Below are 16,480 nucleotides of genomic sequence, written 5' to 3' on the forward strand. Positions count from 1 at the left end.
TCAATAGTGATGAAAAGATTTATGGTTTTAATGCATTTGTAGATGTACTACTCAGTTTTATAGCATTTGAATTTATATTTTTTGTTATATGGTTTATATGCCTTGTTATTACTATCGTATATACGATTAGGATACATAAGCGTTTTGAACAATTACACGTCTGATTTGAATCTTGATGTAGCAGAGGACTCTGAGTAATCAGAGTCCTTCTTTTATTTATAATTAATCAGTATGAATTATTTCGATTTCTTCAGGGGTACAGCCGTAATCATCAATTAACATTTGTCTTATATTTTCAACTGTTTCTTTACGATCATCCCAATTAATATAAAATAATTGTTTTTCATAGCTGATATCCATTGAATCATCAACGTTTACATCATATATATAAACCCGTGATAAAGAACCGCCTCCCGCAGAGCCATAAGTTAATACAACCACAGCCTTTCCTGGCTTTAGCGCTCTTAGTTTTACACCACTTATTTCATTTAGAGAAAGCCCGAAAGAAAAATGTTCTATTTCCTCTAAAACCAAGTCATCTTGAGAAATGAAATAATCGTAATATTGCCCTCCAGACATAGAGGCTTTAAATGATAATGTTATTTCATCACCGGAAACATGCTCTCGATAAGGGATTTTTGTAACTATATCCTTGGCAATATAGAATCCGCTAAATCCAAAGAATAATAAAAATATAAGAAAACAAGGCCAAAATATTATTCGCTTGACCCATAAGAAGAATTTTAACTTTGTAGATTTCCATGTAAAATGAAGAATCCCAGTTATTATTAATACTGGTATAAAGTAAAATATTGAATAACCGAAAATCATTCCTATCGGATTCATAATATAATCCCCCCACTAGATATATACTCATAATAGTAAAAATGTCCCAATAAGGCAAATATTAAAATTTTATCATATCAGTCTATGTTATACTCACTATAGTTAATTATGCAGAGGAGGGCCTATGAATTCCAGAGAAGAAATCAAAGCAATTGTTGAATCACAACGTGCTTTCTTTAAAACCAATACAACTTTAGATTTAAGCTATCGCATTGATGCTCTTAAAAAGCTAAAGGCGATGGTTATTTCTCATGAAAAGGAAATGGAAGAGGCCCTTGAAAAGGATTTGGGGCGCCACTATGTGGAGGCTTATTTCTGCGATATCGGCAGTATCATTTTAGAGATAAATGAAACTATTGCAGGCTTAAAGAAATGGGCAAGGCCTGAAATTCATTTTAGTGGATTGGCATGTTTCCCAAGTATTATCACAAATGTTTATAAAATGCCTTACGGAAATACGTTAATCATCAGCCCTTTCAATTTTCCATTCTTACTATCGCTGGGCGTTTTAATCCCAGCTATAGCAGGCGGAAATACTGCTGTCATCAAGGCCAGCTCAAAGAGTGCCCATTGCACAGCCTTGCTTAAAAAGATGGTGGCCGAAACCTTCCCATCTAACTACATTACAGTTATTGACGGCGGCCATGATGTAGCTGACTTCTGCTTGGAAGAGCGCTTTGATAAAATCTTTTACACTGGTTCTCCAAAGGTAGCGGTGAAAGATTGCATTCTTCAAAGCTCTTAACAGCGGCCAAATTTGCATCAACATCAATCAGGTTGCCGTTGCAAAAGAAATTGCTGATGATTTTATAAAAGAGCTGAAAGCAGCCTTTAATAAAAGCTTGGGGAATGACCCTTTAACAAATCCAGAGTATCCAAAGCTGATTACAGTAGGAGCTTATGATAAATGCGTAGCAGAAGCAAAAGAATATGAAGATAGAATTCTTTTTGGTGGAAAGGGTAATCGCGAGACCCAAAAATTTGAGCCAACCATCATCTACCCAGTGACCACCAACGAAAAGATTGTTAATCACGAATTATTCAATCCACTGCTTCCAATCGTCCCATACGAGGATGACAAGATTGATGAGTTGATTGAAGAAATCTCAAGAAGAGAGCATGGACTTTCACTATACATTTTCACACGAAATAAAAGATGGGCTAAGCGCATGTTTGCGACCATGCAATATGGCGGTGGATGTCTAAACGAAGTGTGTGTTCACTTGATGGTAAAGGGGGTGCCATTTAATGGCGTGGGCCATTCGGGAATGGGAGCGTACCACGGCCATGCTGGATTTAGAGAGTTCACTCATTCATCCACCGTTTTATACGGAAAAACAAAAGGCAACTTATCACTGCGAGAGCATCCTTATTCAAAGGGGGCTGAGGGCAAGATGAGATTGCTAGAGCTATTTGAAAGATAATTAAGAAATATGATTTTGATTGGAGGATGAAACATTTAACGCTTTAATCACAGGCTGGTGCTATTATACATCCATGGAGGGGTGAGCTATGGATGCTATGGTACCAGTTAAAGATGATCAAGAAGCTGCAAATGAATACTTCGGATTATATATGTCGCTGCGAGCAGCGCTGAGAGAGGGCAAGATTGAAACCACTGATGTGGAAGAATATCTGGCATATAAGGAACGAATGCTTCCAAAGAAAGCTAGGGAAATTGCGCAGGAGATGATTCTGAGTATTAAAGACTACCAATAGGTGGTCTTTTTGCGTTTAGAAAGCATGGAGAAATATATATGGGAGTATTAATTTTCATTGTAGTTTTTATTTTAATATCTGTTCTTAGCGCAATAAATAGCACCCCTGAAGCCATTGGTAAAAAAGGTGAAAAGGAAATCGCAAAGGACCTTTATAGCATAAATTTTTGGGGATACGAGGGCTATTGCCTAAAGAATATTTATGTTCCTAGAGAAGATGGCTCTACTTCGGAAATAGATTTGCTATATATAACATGCAAGGGATTCTTTGTCATTGAGAGTAAAAATTATAGCGGATATATTTTTGGCGATGATCGAAGGAACGAGTGGACCAGTACACTTTATGGTGGAAGTTCTTGGTTTGGCCGTAGTAAGGTTAATAAGTATAAGTTTTATAATCCTGTTTGGCAGAACAATTCTCATATTAAAGCTTTAAAACATTATTTAGGAGATATATCTGCGATATCGATTATTGTATTTGGCAGCAACTGTGAATTAAAGAATGTAAATGCGGATAATGTTTATGTTTGTTATGAGAACAATCTTAAGAAATTAATAAAGAATATATGGGATGCAACACCTACAAGATATACTAGGGAAGAAGTAGAAAGGTACTACAATAGGCTTTTGCCATTGACGGGTGCTACTACTGAAGCGAAAAGAGCTCATGTTCAAAAGATATATGAAAAACAACAAGGGGAAAAGTGTCCACGTTGTGGAGGAACGTTGGTATTAAGACAAGCTAAAAAAGGGATCTATGCAGGCAATCAATTTTACGGATGTTTTAATTATCCGAAGTGTAAATATATAAGGAACAATTAGACATGAAAAACGCCCAAGAGAAACCTCTTGGGCGTGATTATTTATAACAAGCAACAAGGATTTTGGGCGGGCGTCCAATAGTTCCCGCATCTCTTGGAGTTACCTCCTGTCAAACCATCGGCGTGTAGACGTGGACGAATTCTTCTACCTCCAAAAAACTTGTAGTTGTAATTAAAATAATATCATGGATATATTTTTTGTAAAGAATAGCTTGCTAGGAGATATTTAACGGGTTATTCATAGGCCCTAATATTAAAAAAACACACCTCTTCAATTCGTAATTGCGATATAATAGTTTACGTTGAGAAGAGGTGAATTCTATGAATAATGAGACAACATTAGAGAAAAGAATCTATGATTTTGAACAAGAGTATTGTAAGTTTATGGAAATTGATTCATTTCCTGAGTATCGAATTGAAAAAATCCATCGTGATTCTCAAAAAACTATTGTTAAAGCTCAGGCGTATTACGATTTTGATGGAATGGAGCAGGTCTTAATAATCCCTGATAATATTGAGTTGAGTAGAAGTACGATGTTTCATGAATTCACACATATTCTAGATGATGAATATTATGAAGGAAAAAATCGCCGTAGTAATTTTTTATTACATGGTTATTCAGAATATCATGCGGCACAAATTCAATTATTGGACCTTGTAGGAGCAAATTCGATTAATTTAGATAGTTTTCATTTTTCCATGAATAATAAATGTGCTGATTTTAATACTGTAACTGATTATATTAAGGATAGAAAATCTCTATTTATTGAATATATAAATAAGATGAGCGTTCCTACAAATATGGAAACTGCCAGAACTATTATTGGTATGTTATTTAATTATCTTGGCTTTGTCTCGATATGTAAAAGCTACTCGATTGATTATATAGACATTAATGAAGATGAATTATTTTCAAGATTTAATGATGATATTACTTTAGATTTGAAGAAACTAATGAATTCTGCTTGGCTTGATTATAATATGACTAAGGTGCTAGATACGTTTGAGACCTATAGAAAAATCATATCCCCTCTAATTAGAGATAAAGATAAAGAACTTTTAGCTAGACGTGGGATTTTTTTATTTTGAATTAAGAATTGCGTTTTTGGATAACAGCATTGACTATTTAGGTCGAGAATTAAATGAGTTTATAAATGGGACGGAAATTACAGTCTCTTGAGGAGAAAAGTATGAGTTTAAAAGGTGAATTATTTGCAGAAGTTACGGGGTTTGTTATTTATAAAGTAGAAGATGGCCTCGATCATGTTCCTAAAGTTAAAGAAGGTCTAAAAAAGGGCGTCTCAAAAATAGATGAGAAGATAAGTAATATTGATGAAGAAAAGATAGATTACAAGATAAATGGAATCGAAGAAAGGCTTGAGTCGGTTGAAAGAAAAATAGAAGATTTTGGAAGAAAATCAATTGTAGAACAAGCAAAGGCTCTTCCACATAATTATATTAGTAATCTACTTGGTAATAGAGATATCAATAAACTTTTAGATGAGAATCCACAGAATAAGAAGTTAGTTGCATATGGATATAAAGGCGGAACAATGAAGACAGGATTACTTCTAGAATCGTGGCATATAAAAGGAATAGTATACGATTTCTATAATAATTCTGGTGAAAAGCTTTATAGCTCAAAAGGTAAAGAAAGCACTGTAGCAAAGTGTTATCATATTGGAATACTGGATTCTGATGAGAATGAAATAGCCTCTGTAAATGAGAAACTCTTAGCAATGAGAGCTCCAATTGTTCATGAAAACGATCCACATAGTTATTCTATGGAAAAAAATGGGAGGACGATTGGTGAGATTAAAACAGCATTTAAAGGTATTAAGTTAGATAAACAATATAATATCAAGATTTTTGGACAAAAGTGGTCTGCTACACGGAATGTAGTAAATAGTAGGTTTAAAGTATTTAATCAGAATAAAGAACAAGTACTTTCAATTAATGGTGTTAATTCGTTACAGATAAGAAATCTTTATGTACTTGATATTTCACCAGAATTAGAAGATGATATTGCGTTGCAGTTGTTTTCTGCAATGGTGGCATCTTCTCATTCAAATAAATAGCAAATTCTTTTGTATAGTCAAAATATACATAAGCCAGCGATTCATGGGACGTTGGAGATATAAAGCCAATACTGGTCTATTATTTTAACTATCATCAGAAAGCAGTATTTTATATATGTGGTTACTTTTGAGGTGGTAAATAACTATGACAAACACAATAAGTTTAGAGCTCGAAGAAGCAAAGAAAAAAATGATTGAAGAAGTTTCATTTCATGAAAAAAAACTAGCCAAATTGACGAGAGACAATGTGGCGATTGTGGAAGCTATGATTCTTAATGATTCGGCATATATCCATTCAACAAATAAAACTGCAAGACCAGAATATAACCGTAAAAATGAAATTAAGTATGGTGGTTCCTCAGCATTCTGGATGACACAATTAAAGAATGTGCTCTTAGGGAATATAAAAGAAGTATCATATTCATATGATGAGATTATTATTGGTGCTGTTGAGGCAGTGGATAGGGAGAACAGTACTCACTTAAATTCGGATGGATGTGGCAGGAAAGAGATAGCAGCCCGAATAATAGATTTTAATCGTGATGAATTGCTGAAATGTCTTAAAAATCCCGATTATGAGGATATGAAGTTAATACGGATTATAGCAGATAAAACATCGGCAGAGAAAAATGCTAGAAAAAACCCTTCTTTTGCTAGCAAGTTTTGTCATTACGCGTGTTTTTATGTTTATGAAAATACTGAGTACCAAGATAATTATTCGATTTATGACAATATTCTTAAAACGGTTTTACCTTGGTACTTAGGGTATTACAATATAGAAAAGAAATATGATTTAGATGATTATAAAGAGTATCGAGAGGCTGTTGATACAATCAGGAAAGCTTCCGGCGTTGAAATTAGTAGAAACGGATTTGATCATTTGTTGTGGTATTATCATAAGGGGAGATTATAATTGTATTTTTCATATTATTATTGCAAAAAGTCAATTTGAAAATAATAGAATTTTACATAGGCTAGTGATTTGGGAGAGCCCTCAATTACTAGTCTTTTCTTTTTTCGAAAAATAAAAAATCTTGAATTAGAATAAAGCATGCAGCCATCGAGAATGAATATAGAGAGCAGCTGTTTGAGTATTCGCCAGATGTGGATGTGCAGGCAGAGTTCCTTTATAAGGTAGAAAATGGATTTGCAGATATAGTAATAGCACTAGCGTTAGAAAAAGTTCTTCTCTATAAAAAATTCATTATCGCGGCCCGCGGAGGATTGTTATTTGCTTATGAATTAATTCATTGTTATTTCGCTTATAAATATAACCTTCGATTTCACTCGTGTGTTATTATATTAATAAATTACAATTAGGAGATGTGGTTAAATGGGGATATTTGAGGGGATAACACATTCAGAAGAAATAAAGGAATTATTAGATGATGCTCAACTTATTTATGATAATGCTAAAACTAAATTCGATAGCCAAAAGAAAAGCACGACCAAAAGCCTAGAAACATTAGGTAGAAAAAAAGTAAATGCTTATTCGAAGGACATGACTATATTTCTAGATTCATTCGGCGCGTTTAATAATGTTCAGATGGTCTGCAAAAATGATGATAACTATGATTTTATTGGAAAAAATGAGAAGCCTAATGAACTTGTTGTAAATATGCAAAATGCTACTTACAACGCTAGTGAGATAATAAAGGCTGGAACACTAGCAGTAGGAACAGGAGCTTTGGTTGGAGTTGCAACATATGGCGGTGTTGCTATGCTTGCCCATGCCTCTACAGGAACAGCGATATCAACATTAAATGGAATTGCAAAAAAGAATGCAACACTAGCATGGTTTGGGGGAGGCTCACTTGCATCAGGAGGAATGGGAATAGCTGGAGGTACTGTTGTTCTAGGAGGTGTTGTTATTGGCGCAATTGCAATAGCTGGTGGCATGATTGCGGGCGCTCAAGGTAAGGCTAAATTAGCAGAGGCAAAAAAAGTTCATGCAGAAGCAGAGTTAGCTGTATCTAAGATGAATATCGCCAGTTCGTGTATGCAAGGAATAGAATCTGTTTCAAATAACTATATAGAGTTTATTTCAGAACTATCAGTATTATTTTCTACATACATATCAAAGATGAATAGTATTGCTTCTAAGCATCAAAGAGGAAGTGATGGGAAAATAGAGTTTGATGAACTTTCTGAAGTGGAGCAAAAAACACTACATTTGTCGTGGCTATTGGCTCAATTATATTACAATATTTTATCGGTGCCTCTTTTAAATAAGGATGGTGAGTTAGATCCAAAGTCAAGACAACTCTTACAAAAGGCTAAACTAGATTTGTCTCAGATTTCAAACCAATCAAATGAGTTAGAAGAGGAGCAAAAGAAGATTAAAAATTTGCTCGAAGAAGCAAAGAAATTATTTGATAAAGTCTCTAATAAGTTTTATAAAAAGAAACAAAAAACCACAAAGAAATTGGAAACAATAGGACGAAAAAGAGTCTATCTTTGGAAAGAAACTTTTGCTCCATTTATGGATGCATTAACTCATTTTGAAAATATAAGTGTTAACAGTTGCTACCCATATTCAGTTACTGATATACCAATCGAGTTTATATTTGAAAGCTGCGAAAATGTTTTATCGTATATTAATCATATGGAACTTGAAGGATTAGACACTTTGAATTCGACAGGTTTTGTTGAAGTAGCTTTATTTGGAGGTGAAGACTTTTTAGGAGAATTAGCACAAATTAAAAATAATGAAAATCCTATGCAAGAAGTACATAGACACGATATGTCTCTATGGTTTACAGGAGAGCTAGATAAAACACTGGCAGAGAATATGACATTCGGAACTGTTACCGAAGGATATATTTCTGCTGTAGGGGAAATGGTTCAAGGAATTACTGGAAGAGAAAATCTGGCGCAGGCGATTGAAATAAATCAAGAAGTGAAGAGTCTTGAGGCCAAGATAAATAAAGCTATTGGTGAATTTGATGCTACTACGAAAAAATGTAAAAAGATTATTTCCTCAATTAGTAGACTTAATAAAGTACAGGCTAGATTCCTAAACGAGATAGAAGCTATTGAAAAAAAATATAATACAACAAGTATGATAGAGTATTCGTTGCTTAAAAATGAAGAGAAAAATGTTTTTGAGATGTCATTTGAGATTGCCAAAATGCAGTATACAATTTTAGCGTCATGCATGCTTGCTGAACAAAATGGTGGAGATATGGATGACACCTCTATTGTTGCTGATACAGCTTGTAGGGAGTACAGAAAAATAAAGAAAGATACATTAAAAAACAATAATGCCGATGATATAACAGTAGTTAATCTTTTATGGAAGAATAATGCCGACGTAATGTTGTATTTAGGATTCATTATTTCTGTTGCATGTATTATTTTTACATTTTATCAGCTTTTAGTAGGCAAAATGCTATGGCTAATAGGGATAGCAGGTGCTATTGTATCGTGGCCAATATTCTATAAGTTTAAAGATTTTTCTAATAATAGACTATTTTTCTGGAGATGTATTAGGATTGCATTTGCACTATTGATTGTTATTTTAGTTGAGATATTAGGATAGGTGGTGTGATTAATGTCAGTGTTTAAAAAGACTGCTAGTGATGCAGCAAAAGAAGCTGGTATTTTGACTGGTGGATTTATGTCTCAGAACATGCAAAATGCCACAAATTCAGCTGTTGAAGGTATGAAAAATTTTAGAGCTGAAGCTTTTAGTCCCACAGTCCAGAATAAAGATTTTACTTTTGCTAAAGGAAATTTGTTCGAATATATAGAAGCAGCCAAATTTAATGTAGATGCGGCTAGTAAAGGTTCAAATTTAAATGCATTTGTCACCGACATTGAAGATCCTCATGCTGCCGCTGATATACTTATTCGCGATAACGGAAATGTAGTAAGAGAAGTTCAGGCTAAATTTAGTGATTCAAAAAATGCTGCTGCCGATTCAGTTTTTATGCAAAGCAAAGAAAAATATACAGGAATGCAGAGGTTGATTCGTAAAGAGGAGCACTACATTGATAAAGCAACTGGTAAAGAAACAACTTTATTAGAGAAGTCTAAGGAAATAGCAAAGAATCGCTCTGAAATAGATGGAAATTTACATCAAAGACAATATAAGGATACATATGATAATCTAACAGACGAATTAAACCATGAAAATGTCAGTTCTGGTGGAACAACGTTAAAAGAAGTTAAGAGGGCCTATGATTCACCAGAAAAATTTGCAATGCAATTTGAGAAAAAAGCTGTACGAGCAGAAATGAAGGCTAATGCTACAAATATGGCAAAAGCTTCATTTGTAATGACGGGGGTAGTTTCAGGCATTAGTAATATGGCTGCAGTTTTTAAAGATGAGAAATCATTAGGGGAAGCTATAGGGGCTGTTAGTTCTGATGCTGTAAAGGGTGCGGCTAGAGGTGCCGCCACAGGTGTGCTTAGTACTTCAATTAGATATAAAGGTATCAAAGCTGGAAGTGCTTTGTTAAGCGATGCAACAGCCTCGACGGTTATGGCTGGAGGGATGATTGATGGCGGTGTTGCTTTATTGGCATATGCTAAGGGTGAAATAAATGAAAAAGAATTAAAAGAAAAAATAGTGGATACAACAGCTAAATCTACTATTACTATTTTCTTTTCAAGAGCAGTAAAGGAAGTAATGGGAAGGGCTGTTAATCCACTTGTACCTTTTGCTGTATACACAACTGCAAGCTATGTATTCACAGCAACTAGGGAAATAATAAAAAATGCAAATCTACAAGCGGAAGAAAACGATAGACTTAATGCTATCCTAATTGAAAGTAAAAAACAAATAGAGGAATATGAAATAAAAATTAAATCTGAAATTGAGCAGATAGATTTGAATCAAAAACAGATGATGAAGGAATTCCTTGAGACATTTAATTATAATTTGGAAACGGGCGAGAATTATGATGAAGCTTTAAATGCGATTGTTAAGTTTGCAAATCAGGCAGGAATATCATTACAACATGTTACATTTGATGAGTTTTCCAATGCAATGAGGCGAAAAGATGTTTTTTCATTAGAGTAAAAGGAATGCTATATACTAAGAGGACAAGATTATAGAGATATCATTTAATAAAATAAGCGATATGAGGCGAATATTATGTCATTTAGAATAATCAGAAACGATATTACAAAAGTAAAAGCAGATGCAATAGTTAATACAGCTAGTCCTCATGTCAGAATTGGTTCAGGAGTGGATACTGCCATATATAATGCGGCAGGTAGAGATGAGTTATTTGCGGCCAGAGAAAAGATTGGGGAAATTGAAAGAGGAGAAGCTGCTATATCACCAGCCTTTAATCTCAATGCTAAATATGTAATTCATGCTGTAGGGACATGGTGGAATGGTGGTACAGAGAGTGAAATAGAGCTGTTAAAAAACTGCTATGATAATGCCTTATTACTTGCATATAAGTATGGTTGTGAATCAATTGCTTTTCCGTTATTATCCACAGGTAATTATGGATTTCCTAGAAAGCTAGGAATGGAAATTGCAGTAGATGCCTTTACTAGATTTTTTGAAGAACACGAGATGGAAATCATTTTAGTTGTCTTTGAAGAAGATACGCTAAAGATTTCTGGAGAGCTAGGAGAAGCAGTACAAAGCTTTATAGATAATGAATACGTTCAAGCTAGAAATGAGGACGAGTACGGTTGGGAAAGAGAGGCTGATACCCCAGATTCACGAAAGTCAATTAAAGTTGATTTAAATGATTCTCTTGATAATGTTATTCAGGATATCTACAAAGAAACTTTTGCCAGTCGTTTGCGTGAACTGATAGCAAAGAAAGGCTTAAAGAATTCCGAGGTTTATGCTGCCGCTAATATTAGAAAGCAGTATTTTTCTAAATTGCTTAATGATCAAATTAAACCTTCTAAGGAAAAAGTTTTAGCAATAGCTGTTGGATTGAAACTGAATTTTAAAGAAGCAGAGGAATTACTAAAGTTTGCGGGATATGCTTTTTCTCCAATTTCTCAAACTGATCAGGTTGTAAAGTATTTCATTGAGCATGAGGATTACAATGTTTTAAAAATTGATATTGTATTATTTGATTATGGATTGGATCCACTTTCAAATTAATTTATTGAGGTCGCCTTTGGGGCGACCTTTTTTCTTTATGCACGAAGTATTATGTAAATGAATCAAGGGAACTTGATTTAACGTAGATACATACAGCAAACATAAGAACAGATGATTTACGTTTGGCTCAATTAGCTGAGCACCTGGTTCAGGGCCAGGAAGGTAGCCGGATTAGCGCCCGGTAGCGATTATCAATGTATCTAGATAATTTAATCTGAAACTCAGAAAGATGCTAACAGCAATTTAACAAGAGATTGGATATACCATTGGATTCCTTTGAGAATCACCTGGCTTATACCCAGGCTGCATCTTGGAGCAGATAAGACGCGAACAGCAATTAGTTATCTCCTACCAAACTTCGAAGAGAAGCACTGGGAAGCTACGAAATAATCGTGGCTGAGAGGCGTCTAGATTATCTAGCTAAAAAAGGAGGAACAGATTATGTTAAAGGAATTAAAAAAAGAATCTAACAAAACTTTTACTGAGAATGGCGCAGTGACATATTCATCATCAATGAGTAATTGTCTTGATCTATTTGCAACCTGTGGAGCATTAAGAGGCGCGAAGGAGCAAGAAATCATTGATAGATTTATTAGAGCTTATGCTGAGAACCCAGACATTGCGATGAAGATTTTATTCTATGCACGTGATATTAGAGGTGGCCTCGGTGAAAGAAAATTCTTCAGAGTAATTTTAAAATATCTTTGTGTGAATCACCCAGAGTCAGTAAAAAAGAATATCGAATGGATTGCAAACTACGGAAGATTTGATGATCTTCTTGAAATGATGGATACACCATGTGAGGCAGCAGCAGTTAAATACTTGAAAAATCAATTGTTATCTGATTTGGAAAAAGCTCATAATGATGAGCCAATATCCCTTTGTGCAAAGTGGTTGCCATCTATTAATACAAGCAATTCAGAGAAGGTGCGTTTAGGAAGAAGATTAGCTAAAAAATTTGGTATGCATGAAAAGGATTATCGTAAAATTCTTTCTATGCTTAGAAAGCGAATTGAAATTGTTGAGAACTTCTTGCGCGAAGAGGACTATACATTTGATTATGAGAAAGTGCCAAGTAAAGCTGCACTTAAATATCGTAATGCATTCTTTTCTCACGATAGTGAAAGGTATGGTGACTATCTAAATAAGGTCAATTCTGGTGAAAAGAAAATGAATACTAGTACTTTGATGCCATATGAAATAGTAGCACCATTTTATGGATATAATAGATGGTTTCAACCTGTGTCAGATGAAGAAGCTTTTTCTCTAAATACAACATGGAATGCTTTGCCTGATTATACTGATGATACAAATGCGCTTGTAGTTATTGATACATCAGGTTCTATGCTTTGGAACTCACCTGGAAATCCTCTTCCTATGACTGTTGCAACTTCGCTTGGATTGTATTTTGCAGAGCGAACAAAAGGAGAGTTTAGAAATCATTTCATTTTATTTTCTACGACACCGCAGTTGATTGAAATTAAGGGTAGTACTTTACAAGAAAGACTTAAATTTATTGCTACATACAACGAGGTTGCTGATACCAATATGGAGGCTGTGTTTGATTTAATACTAGATACAGCTACAAACAATAAAGTACCTGCAGAGGATTTGCCAAGTAGAATTTTTATAGTTTCAGATATGGAGTTTAATGAAGGTGTAGAAAACGCGGATTTACCTATATTTGAAAGTGCTAAATTGAAATATAAAAATGCTGGTTATGAGCTTCCCAAAATTGTATTTTGGAATGTCGCAAGTAGAAAACAACAGTTACCAGTCACTATGAATGAACAAGGAGTAACACTTGTTAGTGGATGTAATGCAAGACTTTTCGAACAGGTTATGTGTGATAGTGTTGATCCATATGATTTTATGCTTGAAATTGTAAATTCAGAAAGATACCAAGCTATTGTGGCTTAGTATGTATAGATGCGTACAGCAAAGTATTGAGAAGTATGTACTTCAGTCACTGTTGATAATGTAAGACTAAAAGGAGACTTGCAGTTATCACAAACTGAAGGTGCATCTAATACAATTTGAGTTCGGACTCAAGTTCGTTTTGGGCGTAGCACCAGGGGCTTAATGCATCGGCACTTGAGGGGAACATAATGATGATAGAGCCAATGTGAAAGTTGGGGAAGCTTGCGCTTCGCTATCGTCAAAAAGAGTTGGCAATGCTGCCAGGCCCATTACCTATTGGTGACAGAGGCCAACGTGGCGCGGTCAACTCTTTTTATTTAGAGAGTTTTATAGTACAGCTTTGGATTTATGATTATCATACATGAATTATCAAATCAAATTCACAAGAGTGAGATTAGGAGGAAACGATTTGAATAACGGATTAAGAACAATAAATGTAAACGAGATGGTGAAGATGCTTTCCAATGTATATACATCATTAATCTTTGGAAGAATTCCATTTAAAGAATTTCCATCAGTGATGCTATGGGGACCACCTGGAGTTGGTAAATCACAAGGTGTAAGAGAAATTGCTAGAGAGATAGAACGAAAGACTGAAAAGGAAGTAAGGATAACAGATGTAAGATTGTTGTTATTTAATCCTGTTGATTTAAGAGGAATTCCAACGGCTAATGAAGATAAAACATTGGCGGTATGGTTAAAGCCACAGATATTTCAAATGGATACTTCCGATGAGGTAGTGAATATCTTATTTTTAGATGAAATAACTGCTGCGCCTACGTCAGTTCAAGCTGCGGCTTATCAAATTACTCTTGATAGAACTATTGGTGAACATAAACTCCCAGAAAATTGTATTGTTATAGCAGCTGGAAATAGAGTTACAGACAGATCAGTTGCCTATAATATGCCTAAGGCACTAGCCAATAGATTGTGCCATTTGGAAATAAAAGAAGATATCAATGCGTGGCATGATTGGGCTGTTAAAAATGCAATTCATCCATATGTTGCAGGATATATTGAATATAACAGTACAGCCTTATCTGGATTTGAAAATGATGAGATTGCTTTTGCAACGCCAAGATCGTGGGAAATGGTTAGTAATATTTTGAGATATGTTTGCGAAGACATAAATCAAGTATTTCCATTGATTGTTGGATGTATAGGTGAAAACTCTGCTAATAATTTTAGAACGTGGACAGAGATATTTACAGGAATCCCATTGATTGAACAAATCTTTCGCGAAGGAATTGGGGATTTGCCAAAAGAAAAAGAATTACAAATTGCATTGAAGTCAATGATGGTTGATTATGCAAGAAAATGTCCAGAAAAGGATTTGGTGGATAATTCAATCGATTATTCATGTAAAATGCCTTGGTCATTTAGAGGAAGATTACTACAGGATTACTATAGAATTCCCGAATTAAGAGAAATTGTAAAAGATAATAGTGTCTTTCAAACTGCAGTGAGGGATGGATTAAAATGCTAGAACGTAGAGTTCGTAGATTAAAGCGTCAATTACAAGAATGTAGATATAGATTGAATCATATGTATGATGATTTTGCTATTGGAATGTATAGCATGTCTTATTTTGCGACAAAGGATATTTGGCGTATTTCGACAAATGGTGATTGTATTATCTTTAACCCTGATTGGTTAGAAAAACTAGGGCCTAAAGAATTAGATTTTATTATGTGCCATCAACTGATGCACATTCAATTAGGGCATATATTCAGGCCGTCTTATTATTGGGGCGATAGATATCATTTGGCTGCGGATATAGTTGCTAATGGACACTTAAATCAGATGGGGTGGAATTATGAGAAACTTTCAAACATTGGCAAAATACGGTATGAAACGTTTATTCCTACGGTAAAAGGGTATGATATTTCTTCTATAGAAGCTATTAAATGCGTCCCATTTGACCCGTCAACAATGTCTCCTGGTAAAAGGCGGCAATTCATGATTGATTCTGATACATATTGGGACAAAAAATCTATTGATATAACTAACTGTACTTTAATATTAAGTCCATTAGATAATGATCCAGATGATTTAAGATATGATGGTCCAACATTTGGTGGTGATTTTAATTTTACTAAAGAGGAATTCTCCAAAAAGAAGAAAGGCGCTGATGTAAAAGTAGCGATTAAAGTAGAGGAACAAAAGATATTTGTTAGAAGACGCAATAGTTCAAAAGCGACAACAGCAATTAACAATTTACGTCAAAGTTTAAAAGAAATGCAGCTTATGATTGAGGACGATTCTATGGATAGAAAATGGACTAGAATGCGAGCTGAGAATCTTGATTGGAAGATTTTGCTTGATGCTTTTATCCAAGAAGAGGTTTTTGACTATTCATTTACTCCACCAGATCGAAGGGTACAAAATGATTTTTTCTTACCTGAATATAATGTTAATCGAGAGGCTGTTAGAAATATACTTTTTATGGTTGATACATCTGGTTCGATTTCGGATGAAATAATGGGAATGGCTTATGATGAAATATGTCAGGCCGTAGAGCAATTTGATGGTATTTTAGAAGGTGAAGTGGCATTTTTCGATACGACAGTTTATCGATCTAAAAAGTTTAGTGTTGTTGATGATATTACAAAACTAAAACCTTATGGAGGAGGGGGAACTAATTACGAGTGTATCTTTAATTATATTTTTGAAAACAGATATGAATCTATACCTACTAGCATAGTAATCATTACTGATGGCGAAGGTTTATATCCAAAGGAGTCAATAGCTAGAGGTATACCAGTACTTTGGCTTTTAACAGGTGATGAAGTTGCGCCATGGGGAAAGAATGTAATGATAAAGTGATTAATGTCGCTTCTGAGGCGACCATATTAAATAATTAATGTGATATAAAAAGAGAAGGCTAAAGTATAATCTAATGAAAGGCAATTGTAGCTCAGTAAATAGATTATTCAAATGAAAATGCAAGGCGTGGCCCCGCAGGGGGATACAGAGCTTGGTTCCCCACGTACGCATTTTCCTGAACCACCACGG

General features: G+C 34.6%; 14 protein-coding genes. 13 read left to right on the top strand and 1 reads right to left on the bottom strand.

Annotation, left to right across the window (positions count from 1 at the left end):
* Positions 1–222: 222 nt before the first annotated feature.
* A complete protein-coding gene (locus T375_RS09535) occupies positions 223–846 on the bottom strand; it encodes a hypothetical protein (RefSeq protein WP_044937757.1) in 624 nt (207 codons plus the stop codon).
* A gap of 124 nt (positions 847–970) precedes the next feature.
* On the opposite strand from T375_RS09535, the gene T375_RS13830 reads away from it, so the two are divergent.
* The 13 genes from T375_RS13830 to T375_RS09595 all read left to right on the top strand — a co-directional run bounded on the left by T375_RS13830 (position 971) and on the right by T375_RS09595 (position 16,291).
* Positions 971–1,591 carry an aldehyde dehydrogenase family protein gene (locus T375_RS13830; RefSeq protein WP_256377540.1) on the top strand — a complete coding sequence of 207 codons (621 nt, stop codon included), beginning with the start codon at positions 971–973 and terminating at the stop codon, positions 1,589–1,591.
* 22 nt (positions 1,592–1,613) lie between these two features.
* Complete coding sequence (locus tag T375_RS13835; protein ID WP_305809635.1) at positions 1,614–2,270, top strand: aldehyde dehydrogenase family protein; 657 nt, start codon at positions 1,614–1,616, stop codon at positions 2,268–2,270.
* An 88-nt stretch (positions 2,271–2,358) separates the two neighbouring features.
* The gene (locus T375_RS09545; protein ID WP_044937759.1) at positions 2,359–2,565 is read left to right on the top strand and encodes a hypothetical protein; all 207 of its coding nucleotides are present in this window, start codon (positions 2,359–2,361) and stop codon (positions 2,563–2,565) included.
* A 38-nt stretch (positions 2,566–2,603) separates the two neighbouring features.
* Positions 2,604–3,386: a nuclease-related domain-containing protein gene (locus tag T375_RS09550; RefSeq protein ID WP_049960384.1), complete on the top strand. Its 783-nt coding sequence runs from the start codon at positions 2,604–2,606 to the stop codon at positions 3,384–3,386.
* Between the two features lie 320 nt (positions 3,387–3,706).
* Positions 3,707–4,474, top strand: a complete 768-nt coding sequence (locus T375_RS09555) for a hypothetical protein (RefSeq protein ID WP_044937761.1) — start codon at positions 3,707–3,709, stop codon at positions 4,472–4,474.
* Between the two features lie 101 nt (positions 4,475–4,575).
* Positions 4,576–5,463, top strand: a complete 888-nt coding sequence (locus T375_RS09560; protein WP_044937762.1) for an LURP-one-related/scramblase family protein — start codon at positions 4,576–4,578, stop codon at positions 5,461–5,463.
* 145 nt (positions 5,464–5,608) lie between these two features.
* Positions 5,609–6,376, top strand: a complete 768-nt coding sequence (locus T375_RS09565) for a hypothetical protein (RefSeq protein ID WP_044937764.1) — start codon at positions 5,609–5,611, stop codon at positions 6,374–6,376.
* A gap of 420 nt (positions 6,377–6,796) precedes the next feature.
* Complete coding sequence (locus T375_RS09570) at positions 6,797–9,004, top strand: hypothetical protein (protein ID WP_044937766.1); 2,208 nt, start codon at positions 6,797–6,799, stop codon at positions 9,002–9,004.
* A gap of 12 nt (positions 9,005–9,016) precedes the next feature.
* Entirely contained in the window at positions 9,017–10,489 is a 1,473-nt protein-coding gene (locus T375_RS09575) for a hypothetical protein (RefSeq protein WP_044937768.1), read from the top strand.
* A gap of 75 nt (positions 10,490–10,564) precedes the next feature.
* Complete coding sequence (locus T375_RS09580; protein ID WP_044937770.1) at positions 10,565–11,545, top strand: macro domain-containing protein; 981 nt, start codon at positions 10,565–10,567, stop codon at positions 11,543–11,545.
* 441 nt (positions 11,546–11,986) lie between these two features.
* Positions 11,987–13,465, top strand: coding sequence for a DUF2828 family protein (locus tag T375_RS09585; RefSeq protein ID WP_044937771.1), 1,479 nt, complete (start codon positions 11,987–11,989; stop codon positions 13,463–13,465).
* 409 nt (positions 13,466–13,874) lie between these two features.
* The gene (locus T375_RS13290; RefSeq protein WP_049960385.1) at positions 13,875–14,951 is read left to right on the top strand and encodes an ATP-binding protein; all 1,077 of its coding nucleotides are present in this window, start codon (positions 13,875–13,877) and stop codon (positions 14,949–14,951) included.
* A complete protein-coding gene (locus T375_RS09595; RefSeq protein WP_044937773.1) occupies positions 14,945–16,291 on the top strand; it encodes a DUF2201 family putative metallopeptidase in 1,347 nt (448 codons plus the stop codon). The genes T375_RS13290 and T375_RS09595 overlap by 7 nt, the downstream gene beginning before the upstream one ends.
* The last annotated feature ends 189 nt before the right edge of the window (positions 16,292–16,480 follow it).

The organism is Pseudobutyrivibrio sp. LB2011, from assembly GCF_000701765.1.
Lineage (GTDB): Bacteria > Bacillota > Clostridia > Lachnospirales > Lachnospiraceae > Pseudobutyrivibrio > Pseudobutyrivibrio ruminis.